This is a genomic window from Methyloversatilis sp. (assembly GCF_030698125.1).
Lineage (GTDB): Bacteria > Pseudomonadota > Gammaproteobacteria > Burkholderiales > Rhodocyclaceae > Methyloversatilis.
Genome location: NZ_JAUYNV010000053.1, coordinates 59,775 through 75,777, shown reverse-complemented (window position 1 = coordinate 75,777; position 16,003 = coordinate 59,775). Strand labels below are relative to the sequence as shown.

Below are 16,003 nucleotides of genomic sequence, written 5' to 3'. Positions count from 1 at the left end.
CAAGACATAAAAAACAATATGTTGCGATCGTTTTTTAAGGCTCTTTCCCCAACAAATCTGTCATCTTCTCCACTTCGGCGTTGCCATCGTCCGGCTGCGCGGGATAATCGGCGGCTCGCCCAAACGGAGTTCCGCATGCCGTCACGCGTCCTCGCGCTGGTCATTTTCCTGTTTTGCCTGGCCGTTCCGCTGCATGCCGCCGAGCCCGCGACACTGCGCTTCGAACCGGTCACCCGCGTCGCCGATGCGCCACTGAAACTCAATGGCGAAGGCATTCGCAGCCTCTATTCGCTCAAGGCCTATGCCATCGGGCTCTACCTGGGTGCGCCCGCCGACAGTCTCGACAGTGCCATGGCGGTGCCGGGCGCCAAACGGATCGAGATCGTGTCCATGATCGATGTACCAGCCGAACATTTCAACAAGCCGCTGATCCGCGGCATCAAGAAAAATCTGCCGCGCGAAGAGTACGAAGCGATGCAGCCGCGCATCAAGGCTTTTTCGCAACAGGTTCTGGCGATCGGGTCGGTGAAATCGGGTAGCCGGCTGGCGCTGGACTGGATACCCGGCCGCGGCACGCGCATCGTGGTCGATGGCCAGCCTTCGTCCACGCTGATCAAGGGCGAAGACTTCTATCGCGGCCTGCTCGCAGTGTGGATCGGCCCGGTGCCCACACAGGACGATCTGAAGGTACAGCTGCTGGCGGGCCGTTCCGCACCATGAGCACGACCGGCGAGGACTGGGACGTCATCGTTGGCGCACCCGGCTTCGCACTGGGCGTACGTCTGGCAGCAGACACGGTTGCCGGCATCGAATTTCTCCCTGCCGGGCTGACGCGCAGTGCGCGCTGTGCCCTTGGCCGCGAAGTCACTACCCAGCTCACGGCGTATCTGCGCGATCCGCTGACCCCGTTCGACCTGCCGCTCGCCGCCGCCGGCACGGCACACCAGCGCGCGGTCTGGCAGCTGATGCGGACGATTGCGCCGGGCTGCACGCTGACCTATGGTGAAGTCGCTGCACAGATCGGCAGTTCGCCACGCGCGGTCGGCGGCGCCTGCGGCGCAAACCCGTTTCCCATCGTGATCCCCTGCCACCGCATCGTTGCGGCCGGCGGCAGCCTGGGTGGCTTCGCGCATTCGACCGCCGGCTTCCTGCCCGGCATCAAACGCTGGCTTCTTGCGCACGAGGCCGCGGCGGGTGGCTTCAGGCTGTCGGCGAACGGCCCCGCTCTATCGTCACGCCGACCTGACGCACGTCTTTCATGATGCCGGTCTTGGCGATCGATATCTTCACCCATGGAGCCTTGAAGTCTTCGAGCATCATGTGGATGACGAATTCGCCCAGCGTTTCCAGCAGATTGAAGTGTCGCTGGCCCAGTTCGGCACGGATGCGATTGACCACTTCGGCGTAGTCGATGGTGTCGTTGATGTCGTCGTTTTCGGCCGCGGCATCCGGCACGCCAAAGGTCATGCTGATTTCCAGCTGCTGCGTATGCGCCTTCTCGCGCGCGTAGATGCCGACCGAAGCGGTCACCTTCATGCCTTCGATGAATATGCAGTCCATGTCTCGCGCGCTGCCCGTGTGGAACTAGAATGGCCGGATTCTACGTCGGGCCCGTCACATATCGTGAATACCGCTTCAAGCATCGCCCTCGCTCTCGTCATCGGCTACGCATTCGGCTGCATCCCCTTCGCCGTCATCACCAGCAGGATTTTCGGACTTGCCGATCCGCGCAGCTATGGTTCGGGCAACCCGGGTGCCACCAACGTACTGCGCTCCGGCAACAAGAAAGCGGCAGTCCTCACCCTGCTCGGTGACGCGCTGAAGGGGTGCGTTGCCGTATGGGTGGTGCGAGCGCTGGGCATGGGTGACACCATGGCCCTGCTGGCGGGCGTTGCGGCTTTTGTCGGCCATGTTTTTCCCGCCACGCTGGGCTTTCGCGGCGGCAAGGGTGTTGCGACGGCGGCCGGTGTCATGCTGGTTGCCGTACCCCCCGCAGGCGTGATCGCGCTCGGCATCTGGATCGGCGTCGTCGTGGTCACGCGTTACTCGTCGCTCGCCGCGCTGCTCGCCGCATGCAGCGCGCCGATCACCGGCCTGCTTTACACCGGCTCTGCAGTGGTGTGCGGCGCATTCGCAGCGATGGCCGGGCTGCTGATCTGGCGCCACGCCGAAAACATCCGTCGCCTGATGAATGGCAGCGAAAGCCGCATCGGGCGCAAGAAAACCGCCGCAGGATGACGCGATGCGATCAGATCGTATCGAGCGCCCAGCGCGGCCGCACGGCGATTTCGCCGCCCGCAGAATGTTGCGCAAGGCCAGCCGCCAGCCGCAACGCGCCGGCGAAGGCAATCATCGCGCCGTTGTCGGTACATAACTCCAGTTCCGGGTAGAACACGCGACCGCGACGTTGCGCGAGCTCGACATCGAGCCGGCTGCGCAGGCGCCGGTTTGCACCGACGCCTCCGGCCACGACCAGCTGGTTCAGGCGGGTGTGGCGCAGCGCGGCAAGACATTTTGCGACCAGCACGTCGACCACCGCCTCCTGGAATTCGGCCGCGAGGTCTGCCCGGGCAGCGTCTTCGACGCCCTTGTTGACCGTGTTGAGAACTGCGGTCTTCAAGCCTGAAAAACTGAAATCGAGATCGCCGCTGCCGAGCATCGGACGCGGCAGCTTCATCCGGCCAGCTACACCTCCTTCAGCCAGTGCAGCGAGCGCCGGACCACCCGGGTAGGGCAGGCCGAGCAGCTTGGCTGTCTTGTCGAACGCCTCGCCTGCCGCGTCGTCCAGCGTTTCGCCCAGCAACTCATACGCGCCGACGCCGGTCACCCGCATCAGCTGCGTATGGCCGCCCGACACCAGCAGTGCAACGAACGGAAACGCTGGCGGGTCTGCCGACAGCAGCGGCGACAGCAGATGACCTTCAAGGTGATGGATGGGGATCGCGGGCCGCCCCAGCGACAGCGCGAGCGACTCCGCAAACGCTGCACCAACCAGCAACGCCCCGGCCAGGCCCGGTCCGGCCGTGTAGGCCACCGCATCGATGTCGCCTGCGGAGATACCTGCCTCCGCCAGTACCTGACGGAACAGTGGCACGATGCGCCGCACGTGGTCGCGTGACGCCAGTTCGGGCACCACGCCGCCATAAGCTTGATGCAGGTCGATCTGCGAATGCACGGCGTGCGCCGCCAGCCCGCGCACATCATGGTAGAGCGCCAGACCGGTTTCGTCGCACGACGATTCGATGCCAAGTATCCACATGGCCGATATTGTACGGGGCGCAACGTCGGTCAGGCTTGGCACACCGCCTACTAGGCGATATACTCATCGGCTTTCCGTTATGCGTTCGCTTTCATCCAGAGAAGCGGGCGCGCCATTGAGGGCTGTTGCATGCCGGGTATTCGCGTCAAGGAAAACGAACCGTTCGAAGTGGCAATCCGTCGCTTCAAGCGCACCATCGAAAAAGCAGGCACGCTGACCGAACTGCGCTCACGCGAGTTCTACGAGAAGCCCACCGCCGAGCGCAAGCGCAAGCTGGCCGCCGCGGTCAAACGCCACCACAAGCGGTTGCGCAGCCAGACCCTGCCGCCGAAGCTGTACTGATCGCCGGGCCCTGCAAGGCTGCAGGGCTTGAATCGAAAAGCCGGATGCGCTCGCTAGCGCCTTCGGCTTTTTGTGTTTGTTGCGCCCCTCCAACCGTTTCGCTGTGAGCACTCGACCATGAGCCTGAAGGACCAGATCACCGAAGACATGAAGTCGGCGATGCGCGCCCGGGACAGTGCGCGTCTGGGCACGATTCGCCTGCTGCTCTCGGCGATCAAGCAGAAGGAAGTCGATGAACGAATCGTTGTCGACGAAGCGCAGGTCACCGCAGTCATCGACAAGATGCTCAAGCAGCGGCGCGACTCGATCAGCCAGTTTGAAAGCGCAGGCCGCCAGGATCTGGTCGACGCGGAAAAGGCCGAGCTCGAAATCCTGACCGCCTACATGCCGCAGCAACTGGGCGCCGACGAGGTTCGTGCAGTCATCGCCGAGGTGATTGCCGCTGTCGGCGCAACCGGTCCGGCAGACATGGGCAAGGTCATGGGTCCGCTGAAGGCGAAGCTGGCCGGCAAAACCGACATGGCCGCTGCGTCGGCGCTCGTGAAGGCCGCACTCGGCGGCGCTGGCGGCTGACCGGGCGCGGGCATGATCCCGCAGTCCTTCATCCAGGAACTGCTCAACCGGGTCGACATCGTCGATGTGGTGGAGCACCACGTTCCGCTGAAGAAGGCCGGTGCCAACTACCAGGCCTGCTGCCCCTTCCACAGCGAAAAGTCGCCGTCATTCACAGTCAGCCCGACCAAGCAGTTCTATCACTGCTTCGGCTGTGGCGCGCACGGCAGCGCCATCGGCTTCCTGATGGAATATTCAGGGCTGCCCTATCCGGAAGCGATAGAGGAGCTGGCGCGCCAGGCCGGCATGACCGTGCCGCGTGAGGATTTCACGCCTGAAATGGCGCAGCGCCGCCAGCAGGCGGCCTCGCTGACGGAATTGATGGCGCGCGCCGCGAATCACTACAAGCAGCAGCTCAAGAAGACACCCCGTGCCATCGACTACCTGAAGGGACGAGGCCTGTCGGGCGAGGTCGCTGCGCGCTTCGGCATCGGTTACGCACCGGATGGCTGGCAAGGCCTGCGCGACGCCTTCGATGATTACGAGGCGCCCGGGCTGAACGAATGCGGTCTGGTCATCGACGCCGAGGCGTCCGATGGTCAGGAAAAGGGGCGGCGCTACGACCGCTTCCGCGACCGCATCATGTTTCCCATCTTCGACGCGCGCAACAACGTGATCGGCTTCGGCGGCCGCGTGCTCGACAAGGGGGAGCCGAAGTACCTGAATTCCCCGGAAACCCCCCTGTTCTCGAAAGGCCGCGAGTTATACGGCCTGACGCAGGCGCGCGCGGCGATTCGCGACGACGGCTTCGTGCTGGTGGTGGAGGGCTACATGGATGTGGTGGCGCTGGCGCAGTTCGGCGTCGGCAATGCGGTCGCGACGCTCGGTACCGCCACCACAGCCGACCATATCCACAAACTGTTCCGCCAGACCGATCGCATCGTGTTCTGCTTCGATGGTGATCGCGCCGGTCGCAAGGCCGCCTGGCGTGCGCTCGAATCAGCGCTGACCGAACTCGCCGACGGTCGATCCGCATCCTTCCTGTTCCTGCCGCCGGAACACGATCCGGACAGCTTCGTGCGCGAACAGGGCGCAGACCGCTTCCGCCAGCTTGCTCTGTCGTCACAGCCGCTGAGCGAATACCTGCTGCACGAGCTCGAGGCGCGCTGTGACACGCGCAGCGCCGAAGGGCGCGCGCAGCTCGTGACCGAAGCGAGACCGCTGGTCACGCAGGTGCCGGCCGGCGCACTACGCACCCAGCTGCTGCATCTGCTGGCGCCGGCGGTCGGCCTGTCTGCGGCCGAACTGGCCGAGGCATGCGGGCTGCGCTTACCGCGCCGCGGCAGCTACCCGGCGCGCGCGCCGGCAGCGGCGCCGCGCACTGCGCCGTCGTCGCCTGCCCGCAAGTTGCTGTGCATCGTGATGCAGCGCCCCGACCTGAGCCTGCGGCTGGGCCATCTGGAATTCGTGGAGGACGACAGCTGGTTGCAGGCGGTGCAGGCCGTGGCCGACTGCCTGGAACATGGCGACATCGAATCGCCGAATGCCGCTGCACTGATGGAATTTTTCCGGGACAGCCCGCACGGGGCGCTGATGACTGAAGCCGCAGCCAGCTCGCTGGAAGATGTAGCGGATGAAGGCGCACTGCCGCACATGTTCGACGACACCATCCTGCATCTGCGACGTGCCGGAATATCGAATTCGATCAAGCGCTTGACCGAACTGAGCCGGCAGTCCGGGCTGACCCCCGCGCAGCAGGAGGAGTTGCACCGCCTGTTGAAGGAGAAGGCCGGCACTTGAAACAGGCGGACGCGCACCCTAAAACACGTATAATGATGGGTTCCCCTATTGAACGTTCTGCCGACGACGCGGGTGTCCTGCCGGGCACTGCCGAACTCGTCGGACGCAACGTACTCGAACCGTAGAGCGAATCGTGGGACGAGCGTGGGACGAGCCGCAGAACGAATCGTAAAACGTTAGCCGGATGCCCTCGCAGCATTCCGGGCCGCCACATCGCGGGGTGTCTCATCGATGCCGGCGGACGATATTCCGATGGTCGGAAGATCGTTGGTAACACGCAGATCTGAGGAATTACATGGTCGCCAAGGACAAGTCGAAGGATACACGCAAGCAGGTAGCGGTCGAAGAAACACCTGTTGCCGCCCCCAACCCGACTGAAGCAGCCGTATCGAAGCCCGTCGCAGCACGCGCTGCAAAGCCCGCGAAGGCCGCCACGGCTGCCAGCAAGGCGAAGGAACTGAAAGCTGCCAAGGCAGCCGGCGCCGTCGCCAATGCACTGCCGATGGACGCCGACCAGCGTCGCCTGCGCCTGAAGACGCTGATTGCGCTCGGCAAGGAACGTGGCTACCTGACCTACGCCGAGATCAACGACCACCTGCCGGACGACATTGTCGATGCCGAGCAGATCGAGTCGATCATTTCGACCTTCAACGACATGGGCATCCGTGTCTTCGACGAAGCCCCCGCATCGGAAGACCTGCTGATGGGCGAGAACGCCCCGGCTGTGGTCGATGCGTCGGAAGTCGAGGAAGAAGCCGAACAGGCACTATCCACGGTGGAATCGGAATTCGGCCGCACGACCGACCCGGTGCGCATGTACATGCGCGAAATGGGTACGGTCGAACTGCTGACGCGCGAGGGCGAGATCGAAATCGCCAAGCGCATCGAAGACGGCCTGCGTCACATGATTCAGGCCATCTCCGCCTGCCCGACGACGATTGCGGAAATCCTCGACATGGCCGACAAGGTGGCGCGCGAGGAAATGCGCATCGACGAGCTGATCGACGGCCTGATCGATCCGAACGCGGTCGAGGAAGAAGCCGCTGCGGCGGCACCGGAGCCGGCTGTTGACGAGGACAGCGAAGAGGACGACGAGGAAGAGGAAGACGAAGCCGGCGCGATGAGCGCCTCGCTGATCCAGCTCAAGGCCGACGCGCTCGAGCGCTTCGAGAACATCCGCGCCTTCTACACCAGGATGCAGGCAACGCTGGACAAGAAGGGCTCGCAGGACAAGATCTATCTGAAGCTGCAGAAGCAATTGTCGGACGAGCTGATGAACATCCGCTTCACCGCCCGAATGATCGAAAAGCTGTGCGATTCGGTGCGTGGCATGGTCGAGTCGGCACGCAAGCACGAACGCAAGATCCTGGAACTGTGCGTGGACAAGGGCAACATGCCGCGTTCGCACTTCATCAAGGTGTTCCCGGGCAACGAGGTGAACATCGACTGGCTGAAGGGCGAAATCACCGCTGCCAAGTCGAATGGCGCGCAGTTGCTGCGCGCTGCGCCGGCCATCATCGAGGAACAGGGCAAGCTGATCGACATCCAGGACCGCATCGGTCTGCCGCTGAAGGAACTGAAGGACATCAACAAGCAGATGTCCACCGGCGAAGCGAAGATGCGCCGCGCCAAGCGCGAAATGACCGAAGCCAACCTGCGTCTGGTCATTTCGATCGCCAAGAAGTACACCAACCGCGGCTTGCAGTTCCTCGACCTGATCCAGGAAGGCAACATCGGCCTGATGAAGGCGGTGGACAAGTTCGAGTATCGTCGCGGCTACAAATTCTCGACCTATGCGACCTGGTGGATCCGTCAGGCCATCACGCGTTCGATTGCCGATCAGGCGCGCACCATCCGCATTCCGGTGCACATGATCGAAACGATCAACAAGATGAACCGCATTTCGCGCCAGATCCTGCAGGAGACCGGTGCCGAGCCTGATCCGGCGACGCTGGCCATCCGCATGGAAATGCCGGAAGAGAAGATCCGGAAAATCCTGAAGATCAGCAAGGAGCCGATCTCGATGGAAACGCCGATCGGCGACGACGACGATTCGCATCTGGGCGACTTCATCGAAGACACTGCGACGCTGGCACCGACAGACGCCGCGCTGTTCGCCAGCCTGCGCGACATCACGAAGGAAGTGCTGGACAGCCTGACACCACGCGAAGCCAAGGTCCTGCGCATGCGCTTCGGCATCGAAATGAATACCGACCATACTCTGGAAGAGGTCGGCAAGCAGTTCGACGTGACGCGCGAACGCATCCGCCAGATCGAAGCCAAGGCGCTGCGCAAGCTGCGCCATCCGTCGCGTTCGGAGAAGCTGCGCAGCTTCCTCGACACGGAGACCTGATTTCGGGTTGAATCCTCATCCGGAGTCTTGATAGACAACAGGGAGGATGCACCATGAAAACGATAGCCCAGGTACTCGAAGGCAAGACCGCCCCGATTGCAAAGATGGAGGCGGATCGCACTGTGCTGGACGCACTGCGCCTTCTTGCGGAGCACGGCATCGGCGCCGTGCTGGTGACCGATGCCGGCAAGCTTGCCGGCATCTTTTCGGAACGCGACTACGCCAGGCGTGTGGTTCTGGAAGGCAAAAGCTCGTCGTCGACACCGCTGCGCGAGGTGATGACGAGCAAGCTCATCCATGTGACACCGGCCAATACGGTGGATGACGCCATGCATCTGATGACAGACAAGCGCATCCGCCACCTGCCGGTGCTTGATGAATCCGGTGCACTGGTCGGCGTCGTGTCCATCGGCGACATGGTCAAGGAAACGATCGCCTACCAGCAGTTCCTGATCCGGCAGCTCGAAAGCTATATCACCAGCTGAACCAGCGGCACCCGCATTTCGTCGGCGTGCGTCCCGCCGTGGACGCCGACGAGGCGGTGCCCACGCTCGCCCGGCATCGTGTCGCGCAAGGTCCAGTCGTCACGCATTTCCAGCGTGAAGTCGCCAATGCGCGACAGCAGCTTCGGATGAGGCGTGCCCGGCCCGAAACGCCCGGCCGCCTGCAGATCGGCCGATCGCCACACGGTGCAGGCAGGCTCGAGTGCCTGCAACGCCCGCTCGAAATCGCGCACGCGCCCGGGCTTCACGTGACAGAACACCGCCCTTCGCTCGCCGGACAGCGGACCGGCGAGACAATCGGCGAGCAGCGGAAAATCTTCCAGTTCGATCAGACGCTGCGGTGGCCCGTCGATGAACCCGTGGTCGGCGGTCACCAGCAGCAAGGTGTCGCGTCGCGACGGCGCCTGTACCCAGCGGCCCAGTGCAACATCCGCGGCGCGCAGCAGAGCGCGCGCCTCGCCAGACGCCGCGCCTCGCTGATGGGCGCAATGATCGAAATCCGGCCAGTAGGCATAGACGTAAGACGGTGGAGACGGCACTCTCAGCGCGCAGTCGATCTGGTCCAGCATGTCGGGCAAACCATCGTGGCCGATGCGCCGAGCCCCCGCACTGTGCCGCAGGTTGAACGGTGAATCGACGATGTCGGCCGGGGAAATAACGCAACTGTCGCCGGGCAGCGACGCGAACAGCGACGGCGTGCGGCACACCCTTTCCAGCACGTCGTCGGGCGCCAGCGTCTGCTCCGATGCGTCAGGCATGCCGCGTGGCGTGACCGGCAGGATGGCCAGCACCCGACCATCGAGTCCGGGTTCATCGAAGCGCACGTGCCAGCCGGTCAAACCATGCACCGCAGGAGCGCGCGCCGTCATGAAGGTGGTGATCGCCGCGGCGGTGGTGGAAGGGAAAACCGACGTCAGTGCGTGAGCGCAATGGCGCCGCAGAAAACTGTCCTCCGGCAGCAGATCAAGCTGCGCCATGCCGACGCCGTCAAGCACCAGAAGCACCACGGTGCGCGCGTCACTCCAGCCCGACACGTCCACATCGCGCAGCCCGGGGCCCGCCGCATGCCCGCCACGCGAGCGCAGCACGCTGTCCATCAGATCGACAATCGATCCGCCATCAAAATCCGGCCACATCCAGCGCTGACTCCCCGGCTGACCGGCCGGTCCCGATGACCGAACCGCGCAGTGCTTTGTTATAGTACGCGCCCTTGTCGGGCCTCTAGCTCATGCTTGGTTAGAGCAGCGGACTCATAATCCGTTGGTGCCGAGTTCGACTCTCGGGGGGCCCACCAGAACATAGCCCCAGCCGCTGACGGCTGGGGCTTTTCCAGTCAGCAGCGGGTCGCAAACCCCTCCCTCATGGTCCCCGCATCGACGGCTGCCGACTGGCCAACCGGTTCCAGAAATTCGGTGACGACTGAGCCCTGACAACGCGAATTCGATGCCAGTGAAGACCTGGCAAGCGCCTTGTCGAGCTCCGCCCTGTCTGCCTTCCTGGAAGACGTGAATGCCGCCTGCATCGGCCTCAGCAGATCCTTCTTGCGCAGTGTCGACCCACAATCACCTCCCTGATCCCGCATGCGCCACGCCGCCCCGGATCGGATCGGGCGCCGCACGCACGTGGGCGTGCGGCGCAGACGCGATCATCGTCACGCGTGTTCGATCGAGTGCGAAGCGCCGGTCGCTGTTGCGGCAAAATGGTGGTGCTTCGGGTGCCGAAGCTCCAGACGAAGGTAACCCATGGCCGTCGAACTCTACAACGATGGACAGCATGTCTGCCTTGCCTTCTACGACCTGGTCGATGAGGGCGCAGACAACGCTGTCCAGTGCAACCAGTTTCTGATCGCGAACAACGGGCACGGTGCGCTGATCGATCCCGGCGGCAACATGACCTACAGCGGCCTGATCATGGCGATGCAGCGCTACTTTCCGTCGAAGGATCTGGATCTCATCCTTGCATCGCACGCCGACCCGGACATCATTGCGTCGATGAACAAGTGGATGGTCAGCACTTCATGCAAGGTGATGATTTCAAGCATCTGGGCGCGTTTTCTGCCGCACTTCACGAGCGGTCGCGACTACACGTCGCGCATCATTGCAATTCCGGATGCAGGCATGCACATCGCCCTCGGCGAATGCAGACTGATCGCGCTGCCCGCGCACTTCCTGCACTCGGAAGGCAACTTCCAGTTCTACGATCCGGTATCGAAAATCCTGTTTTCGGGTGACATGGGCGCCTCGATGCTCGACCACCGCGAGGCACTGCATGCGGTCAGCGATTTCGACGCCCATGTACCGCATATGGTCGGCTTTCATCGCCGCTACATGGTCGCCAACAAGGTCTGTCGCTACTGGGCGAACATGGTGCGTACCCTGGACATCGACATGATCGTCCCGCAGCACGGTGCGCGCTTCGAGGGGCCAGCCATGGTGAAACGGTTTGTGGACTGGATCGAGGACCTGCCGTGCGGCACTGACCTCATGACGCAGGCGAGCTATCGTGTGCCCTGAACCGACGCAGACCAAGCGGATGGGTCACCGACTTCAATCGCATTGTCGATGTGCCGAACGCCCGGAACCGACATCGCCGTCTGCAGCACGCGGGCCAGTTGTACGGCGTCGCGCACGATCCCCGACAGCGTGACCTGCCCACTGCGCGACGACACCGCGACAGAGCAGCCGTCCAGTGCCGGTTCGGCGCCCAGTGCGGCCTTGATGTCGTTTTGCAGGCTGTGGTCGAGGTCGTTTGCGACCGGCTCGCGCGATTTGGACTGCGCGACGCCGACCAGATTGGCGGCCTGGGTCGGCGAGCAGATGGAATAGGCAATGGCGGTCGTGGTCAACACGGTAACAATGCGCTGTCTGCAAATCATGGGCTGTCTCCTCCGGGTGATCGGGTCGCGCTGGCCAGATGACCTACGCAGGTCTCATGCCAGAACGCCTTTTTCTTGATAATCAATAACCTGCTCAAGTTTCCGCAGGCCGCGTGTCGTGCCGCAGCGACACCCCAGCGGCGAAACGCCGGCCCGGTCAGGTCTGCCGGCTGACTCCCGCATCCGTTGCATCGCCCCTGAACAGCACCGGGTCGAGGCCGCAGCGCTGCAACAGCCGGTAGAACTCGGTACGGTTGCGCCCGGCGATGCGCGCCGCATCGCTCACGTTGCCGGCCGTGAGCTTGAGCAACTGCACCAGATAGTTGCGTTCGAACCGTTGTTTGGCTTCGGCGTAGCCAAGCGCTTCCATCGGCTTCACACGCAACGCCCGGTCGACCAGCGTGCGCGGCACAAGTGCCGTCGTGGTCAGTGCGCACGCCTGTTCTACGACGTTCTGCAGCTGGCGTACATTGCCGGCCCAGGTCGCGGTGGCCAGCGCTTCGAGCGCATCGGGTGCAAAGCCGGTCAGGTGCTTGCCGTACTTCTTCGCCAGCGCACGCAGGAAGTGATCGGCCAGCAGCGGAATGTCTTCCCGCCGTTCGTCCAGCGACGGCAGGACGAGGCTGACCACGTTGATGCGGTAATACAGGTCTTCGCGGAACTGACCCTGATCAAGCGCGGTGTCGAGGTCGCAATGGGTGGCCGACACGATGCGCACGTCGATCGGCTCGGCCAGTGTGGCGCCGACCGGGCGCACCGCGCGCTCCTGCAGCACGCGCAGCAGCTTCACCTGCAGCGCCAGCGGCATGTCGCCGATTTCGTCGAGAAACAGCGTGCCGCCGTGCGCCGCACGGAACAGACCGGTATGGCGCACGGTCGCGCCGGTGAAAGCGCCCCGCTCGTGCCCGAACAGTTCGGATTCGAGCAGCGCCTCCGGAATCGCGCCACAGTTGATCGCAACGAAGGGCGCGGCTGCACGCGGGCTGGCGCGATGAATGGCGCGTGCCAGCAACTCCTTCCCGGTCCCGCTCTGGCCGCGGATCAGCACGCTGGCGTCGGACGCCGCGATCAGCCGTGCTTCGTCGAGCAGCGTGTTCATGCGCGCGCTGTGGCTGATCAGGTCGGCACGCCAGGCCTCGTCGATGGTAGCGCCCGCGCCGGGTGGCGCCGCATGCTCGAGTGCGCGCGAAATCTGCGCCATCAGCACCGCGCTGTCGAAAGGTTTGGTCAGATAGCCGGCGACGCCTTGTGAAGTCGCTTCGACCGCATCCGGAATCGTACCGTGCGCGGTCAGCAGGATGACCGGCAGCGCCGGGTGCTGCTGGCGGATGTCGCCGAACAGCGACAGGCCGTCGCGGTCGGGCAGACGCACATCGCACACCACGAGACTGAAGCGCTCGACCGCCAGCCGCAACAGCGCAGCCTCTGCGGTTTCGGCGGTGCTGACCGTGTAGCCACTGGCCTTGAGCCGCATCGACAGCAGTCGCAGCAGATCCGTATCGTCGTCGACCAGCAGCAAGCGGTGCGCGCCGCTCATCGGGCCAGCGCCCGCTTCGGAGCGCGGACCGGCGGCGTGCGTTCGATATCGGCCAGCGCGTCAATCTTGCGCTGCAGCTCGTCGTTGCGCAGCTGGCTGTCCTTCAGCTGCTGGCTCGTGCGCTCCGCCTGCTGGACGAGTCGCTGCCGCTCATTGATCTGGTCGAGCAGGCTGCGCGCATACGGATGCTGCGCGCGCGACGCATCGTCCGTGGTCGCGAGCAGCGTTTCGAGCAGCGCCTTCGCGCGCGCCGCGTTGCCGGTGCGCGGGTGTGCGGCCTGCATGGCCTGCTGCAGCGGCGACGGCTCGACCGGCTGCACGCTCACCACAGGCGATAGCGGCACCGAGTCAGGTACTCCGGTGGTGGGTGATGATCGTGTCGCCGCACAGCCGCTCAACAGCGCGGCGAGCATCAGCAGATATGCGAATGGAAACGCGGGACCGCGGGCGGGGTCAGACGGCTTGAGGTGCATGAGGCAGTTCTATCCTGAAATGGGCGCCGCGTTCGGCCGGCATCACGCGCGCCGTGCCGCCGTGGGCGGCGATGAACTCGCGCACGATGGCCAGACCGAGGCCATTGCCCTTGTCCGGTCGCGGTGCGCGGCGGGTGCCGCGGAAAAACGGTTCGAAGATGCGATCAACCTCGTCCGGCGCAACACCCGGCCCTTCATCGATGCAGTCGATGCGGGCGGTCTGTTCATCCGCGCTCAACTCAAGCCGGACCGTACCACCATGCGGGCTGAACGCGATGCCGTTGCTGACCAGGTTGCTCAGCGCGATGCGCAACTTGGCGGCGTCGCCGCGCACCGGCGGCGCATAGCCCGACACGTTGATCTGCACGTCCTTGACCTTGGCCTGCAGCTTGAGGTCCGCGGTGACGTCGCGCACCAGCGCACGCAATGCGGTCGGGCGCAGGTCGAGGTGCTGTGCATCGAATTGCGTGGCGTTGTAGCCGATCAGCTGCTCGATGCGTTCCTGCAGCGCGCGCGCATTGGTGTCCAGGATGCGGCTCACTTCCAGCTGTTCCACGTTCAGGCCGCCGAGCACGCCGTCCTGCATCAGCGCGATGCCCTCGCGCAGCGACGCGAGCGGCGTCTTCAGTTCGTGCGAAACATGGCGCAGTACCCGGTTGCGGTGCGTTTCGAGCTCGGCCATGCGCTGGCGCAGCCATTCCAGCCGGTCTCCGAGCTGACGCAGGTCCGCCGGCCCACCGACCGCCACCGGCACCGCAAAGCTCCCTTCACCCAGTCGCGTGATCGCGCGTTCGACGTGTTTGAGCGGTCGCAATATCCACCAGCCGATGGCCAACGCCAGCAACACCGCGAGCACCACGGCCGCCAGCACCTGCAGCGCGAGCCGGTCACGACTGCGTTCCAGCGTATCGAGCAGCGTGGTGTTGCGCTGGTCGATGTGGCTGCGGATTGCGGCGGCCAGCCTGTCGTTGAAGCTGGCCAGATCCGATTCGGCGTCGACCGCGTCCGCCGGGGGCGCCGGGGGCGCCGACAGATCGAATCCGGCCGCGAGCCGGGCGGCACGTTCGCGCCATTTCGTCGTGGCGGCTGCGACCGGCAATTCGGCTTCGATATCGACCAGAGCGATCTGCGCCAGCTCGTAGGCCTCATCGAAGCGTTCGCGCAGCGCCGGTGCCTGCAGCACCGCGTACTGACGCGCACTGCGCTCCATGTCGGCGCTGCGTTCGTCGATCTGCTGCATCGCAGCCGACAGCCTGAGCGCACTGGCACCGGCCTGCCGGCTGGCAAACGCGAAGTCCTGCAGCATCACCCAGCCGCTACCGGCCGCTGCGCCAAGCGCGCCGGCGATCAGCAGAACGGCGATGAGAAGGGTGCTGCGGAAGGAAAGATGCGGCATGCGCGGGCGGAGTAAGGCCAAGATGGAGCCGCGAGTCTAGGGAAGGCGCAAAGCCCGCGCGGTAAGCCGTCGTAAGCAAATGCAAAATAAAGTAAATGGCAGACGCATGGCTTGACGCCCGGTTCAAGGCGGGCGTGTCGTGCCAGAGCGACATCCGGATGCCTGGCCCGGACATCCGTCATCCATGAATTCCTGCAAGCCAATGAAAAAAATGGGTTTATAGCTTCGGGCACAACCATTGCTGGGTGCTGTCGGGCCCCGCTTCGATGGCCCGATCATCCAAGGAGAACGCATGTTCAACAGCAAACCCGGTCCGTTCCCGAAACCCGCCGAAAACCAGACCGGCCGTACGTTGCGGCCAGGCGGTCAATCCTCCCTGCCAGGTGGCTTGCCAGCCGCGCAACCGACCAGCGCTCAGCAGGTGTCGCTCTCCGGCGACACACCGGCCTCACTCACCGCCACGCCCGCCGCGCGTGAAGCGGCCAGTGCGGGTTCGACCGAGCAAGGCAGCCGCCTCATCGTCGGACCGGACGTGAAGCTCAAGGGCGCGGAAATTCTCGACTGCGACACGCTGGTGGTGGAAGGCCGCGTCGAGGCGACGATGGACAGCCGGGTCATCCGCATCGCCGAACATGGCGCGTACTCCGGCACGGTGGGCATCGACATCGCGGAAATCCACGGTCATTTCGATGGCGAACTGACCGCGCGCCAGCGGCTCATCGTCCATGCGACCGGCCGGGTCAGCGGCAAGATCCGCTACGGCTCGATCCTGATCGAGGAGGGCGGGGAAATATCGGGCGACGTGAAGTCGCTGACCGCCGCAAGCAAGGACGCCTCGCGGCCGACGAAGGAACAGCCGGCGGACGAGCGTCGTGTACTGAGCGCGCTCGCCGGCTGAAACGGAAGGCCGGAG

17 protein-coding genes and 1 tRNA gene are annotated in these 16,003 nt (G+C 64.4%); 11 read left to right on the top strand and 7 right to left on the bottom strand.

Going from position 1 to position 16,003, the window contains the following annotated elements; genetic code table 11:
• Positions 1-135: 135 nt before the first annotated feature.
• Positions 136-720, top strand: a complete 585-nt coding sequence (locus tag Q8Q80_RS17820) for a chalcone isomerase family protein (RefSeq protein ID WP_305634207.1) — start codon at positions 136-138, stop codon at positions 718-720.
• Entirely contained in the window at positions 717-1,262 is a 546-nt protein-coding gene (locus Q8Q80_RS17815) for a methylated-DNA--[protein]-cysteine S-methyltransferase (protein WP_305634206.1), read from the top strand. The genes Q8Q80_RS17820 and Q8Q80_RS17815 overlap by 4 nt, the downstream gene beginning before the upstream one ends.
• On the opposite strand, the gene Q8Q80_RS17810 is transcribed toward Q8Q80_RS17815, so the two are convergent.
• The gene (locus tag Q8Q80_RS17810; RefSeq protein WP_069039234.1) at positions 1,201-1,560 is read right to left on the bottom strand and encodes a dihydroneopterin aldolase; all 360 of its coding nucleotides are present in this window, start codon (positions 1,558-1,560) and stop codon (positions 1,201-1,203) included. The genes Q8Q80_RS17815 and Q8Q80_RS17810 overlap by 62 nt on opposite strands.
• A gap of 63 nt (positions 1,561-1,623) precedes the next feature.
• Here Q8Q80_RS17810 and plsY point away from each other — a divergent pair, with 63 nt between their 5' ends.
• Positions 1,624-2,238 (top strand): glycerol-3-phosphate 1-O-acyltransferase PlsY, encoded by a 615-nt coding sequence (gene plsY / locus Q8Q80_RS17805; protein WP_305634205.1) that lies wholly within the window; start codon positions 1,624-1,626, stop codon positions 2,236-2,238.
• Positions 2,239-2,248: 10 nt separating this feature from the next.
• Here plsY and tsaD read toward each other — a convergent pair whose 3' ends face one another.
• A complete protein-coding gene (gene tsaD / locus Q8Q80_RS17800) occupies positions 2,249-3,259 on the bottom strand; it encodes a tRNA (adenosine(37)-N6)-threonylcarbamoyltransferase complex transferase subunit TsaD (RefSeq protein WP_305634204.1) in 1,011 nt (336 codons plus the stop codon).
• A gap of 129 nt (positions 3,260-3,388) precedes the next feature.
• Here tsaD and rpsU point away from each other — a divergent pair, with 129 nt between their 5' ends.
• The 5 genes from rpsU (at position 3,389) to Q8Q80_RS17775 (ending at position 8,791) form a co-directional block, all read left to right on the top strand.
• Complete coding sequence (rpsU, locus tag Q8Q80_RS17795; RefSeq protein WP_008061479.1) at positions 3,389-3,601, top strand: 30S ribosomal protein S21; 213 nt, start codon at positions 3,389-3,391, stop codon at positions 3,599-3,601.
• A gap of 117 nt (positions 3,602-3,718) precedes the next feature.
• Positions 3,719-4,174, top strand: coding sequence for a GatB/YqeY domain-containing protein (locus Q8Q80_RS17790; protein WP_305634203.1), 456 nt, complete (start codon positions 3,719-3,721; stop codon positions 4,172-4,174).
• Positions 4,175-4,186: 12 nt separating this feature from the next.
• Positions 4,187-5,953 carry a DNA primase gene (gene dnaG, locus Q8Q80_RS17785; RefSeq protein ID WP_305634202.1) on the top strand — a complete coding sequence of 589 codons (1,767 nt, stop codon included), beginning with the start codon at positions 4,187-4,189 and terminating at the stop codon, positions 5,951-5,953.
• A 295-nt stretch (positions 5,954-6,248) separates the two neighbouring features.
• Positions 6,249-8,306 carry an RNA polymerase sigma factor RpoD gene (gene rpoD / locus Q8Q80_RS17780; RefSeq protein ID WP_305634201.1) on the top strand — a complete coding sequence of 686 codons (2,058 nt, stop codon included), beginning with the start codon at positions 6,249-6,251 and terminating at the stop codon, positions 8,304-8,306.
• 53 nt (positions 8,307-8,359) lie between these two features.
• Positions 8,360-8,791, top strand: a complete 432-nt coding sequence (locus Q8Q80_RS17775; protein WP_305634200.1) for a CBS domain-containing protein — start codon at positions 8,360-8,362, stop codon at positions 8,789-8,791.
• Here Q8Q80_RS17775 and Q8Q80_RS17770 read toward each other — a convergent pair.
• Entirely contained in the window at positions 8,776-9,945 is a 1,170-nt protein-coding gene (locus Q8Q80_RS17770) for an alkaline phosphatase family protein (RefSeq protein ID WP_305634199.1), read from the bottom strand. The genes Q8Q80_RS17775 and Q8Q80_RS17770 overlap by 16 nt on opposite strands.
• A gap of 79 nt (positions 9,946-10,024) precedes the next feature.
• On the opposite strand from Q8Q80_RS17770, the gene Q8Q80_RS17765 reads away from it, so the two are divergent.
• Both Q8Q80_RS17765 and Q8Q80_RS17760 read left to right on the top strand, forming a co-directional pair.
• Positions 10,025-10,103, top strand: a tRNA-Ile gene (locus Q8Q80_RS17765).
• A 448-nt stretch (positions 10,104-10,551) separates the two neighbouring features.
• Complete coding sequence (locus tag Q8Q80_RS17760) at positions 10,552-11,322, top strand: MBL fold metallo-hydrolase (protein WP_305634198.1); 771 nt, start codon at positions 10,552-10,554, stop codon at positions 11,320-11,322.
• On the opposite strand, the gene Q8Q80_RS17755 is transcribed toward Q8Q80_RS17760, so the two are convergent.
• The 4 genes from Q8Q80_RS17755 to Q8Q80_RS17740 form a co-directional block, all read right to left on the bottom strand.
• Positions 11,307-11,684, bottom strand: coding sequence for a BON domain-containing protein (locus Q8Q80_RS17755; RefSeq protein ID WP_305634197.1), 378 nt, complete (start codon positions 11,682-11,684; stop codon positions 11,307-11,309). The genes Q8Q80_RS17760 and Q8Q80_RS17755 overlap by 16 nt on opposite strands.
• Before the next feature lie 157 nt (positions 11,685-11,841).
• A complete protein-coding gene (locus tag Q8Q80_RS17750) occupies positions 11,842-13,221 on the bottom strand; it encodes a sigma 54-interacting transcriptional regulator (protein WP_305634196.1) in 1,380 nt (459 codons plus the stop codon).
• Positions 13,218-13,565, bottom strand: coding sequence for a hypothetical protein (locus Q8Q80_RS17745; protein WP_305634195.1), 348 nt, complete (start codon positions 13,563-13,565; stop codon positions 13,218-13,220). The genes Q8Q80_RS17750 and Q8Q80_RS17745 overlap by 4 nt, the downstream gene beginning before the upstream one ends.
• 109 nt (positions 13,566-13,674) lie before the next feature.
• Positions 13,675-15,090 (bottom strand): HAMP domain-containing sensor histidine kinase, encoded by a 1,416-nt coding sequence (locus Q8Q80_RS17740; RefSeq protein WP_305634194.1) that lies wholly within the window; start codon positions 15,088-15,090, stop codon positions 13,675-13,677.
• 292 nt (positions 15,091-15,382) lie between these two features.
• Here Q8Q80_RS17740 and Q8Q80_RS17735 point away from each other — a divergent pair, with 292 nt between their 5' ends.
• Positions 15,383-15,988, top strand: coding sequence for a polymer-forming cytoskeletal protein (locus tag Q8Q80_RS17735; RefSeq protein ID WP_305634193.1), 606 nt, complete (start codon positions 15,383-15,385; stop codon positions 15,986-15,988).
• Positions 15,989-16,003 lie beyond the last annotated feature (15 nt).

Excerpts from the sequence above, each read along its gene's own strand:
- Q8Q80_RS17770 (WP_305634199.1), bottom strand. The coding sequence starts at position 9,945 with ATGTGGCCGGATTTTGATGGCGGATCGATTGTCGATCTGATGGACAGC.
- Q8Q80_RS17740 (WP_305634194.1), bottom strand. The coding sequence starts at position 15,090 with ATGCCGCATCTTTCCTTCCGCAGCACCCTTCTCATCGCCGTTCTGCTG.
- Q8Q80_RS17750 (WP_305634196.1), bottom strand. The coding sequence starts at position 13,221 with ATGAGCGGCGCGCACCGCTTGCTGCTGGTCGACGACGATACGGATCTG.
- Q8Q80_RS17755 (WP_305634197.1), bottom strand. The coding sequence starts at position 11,684 with ATGATTTGCAGACAGCGCATTGTTACCGTGTTGACCACGACCGCCATT.
- Q8Q80_RS17810 (WP_069039234.1), bottom strand. The coding sequence starts at position 1,560 with ATGGACTGCATATTCATCGAAGGCATGAAGGTGACCGCTTCGGTCGGC.
- Q8Q80_RS17760 (WP_305634198.1), top strand. The coding sequence starts at position 10,552 with ATGGCCGTCGAACTCTACAACGATGGACAGCATGTCTGCCTTGCCTTC.
- Q8Q80_RS17815 (WP_305634206.1), top strand. The coding sequence starts at position 717 with ATGAGCACGACCGGCGAGGACTGGGACGTCATCGTTGGCGCACCCGGC.
- rpoD (WP_305634201.1), top strand. The coding sequence starts at position 6,249 with ATGGTCGCCAAGGACAAGTCGAAGGATACACGCAAGCAGGTAGCGGTC.
- Q8Q80_RS17775 (WP_305634200.1), top strand. The coding sequence starts at position 8,360 with ATGAAAACGATAGCCCAGGTACTCGAAGGCAAGACCGCCCCGATTGCA.
- rpsU (WP_008061479.1), top strand. The coding sequence starts at position 3,389 with ATGCCGGGTATTCGCGTCAAGGAAAACGAACCGTTCGAAGTGGCAATC.
- tsaD (WP_305634204.1), bottom strand. The coding sequence starts at position 3,259 with ATGTGGATACTTGGCATCGAATCGTCGTGCGACGAAACCGGTCTGGCG.
- Q8Q80_RS17735 (WP_305634193.1), top strand. The coding sequence starts at position 15,383 with ATGTTCAACAGCAAACCCGGTCCGTTCCCGAAACCCGCCGAAAACCAG.
- Q8Q80_RS17790 (WP_305634203.1), top strand. The coding sequence starts at position 3,719 with ATGAGCCTGAAGGACCAGATCACCGAAGACATGAAGTCGGCGATGCGC.
- Q8Q80_RS17820 (WP_305634207.1), top strand. The coding sequence starts at position 136 with ATGCCGTCACGCGTCCTCGCGCTGGTCATTTTCCTGTTTTGCCTGGCC.
- dnaG (WP_305634202.1), top strand. The coding sequence starts at position 4,187 with ATGATCCCGCAGTCCTTCATCCAGGAACTGCTCAACCGGGTCGACATC.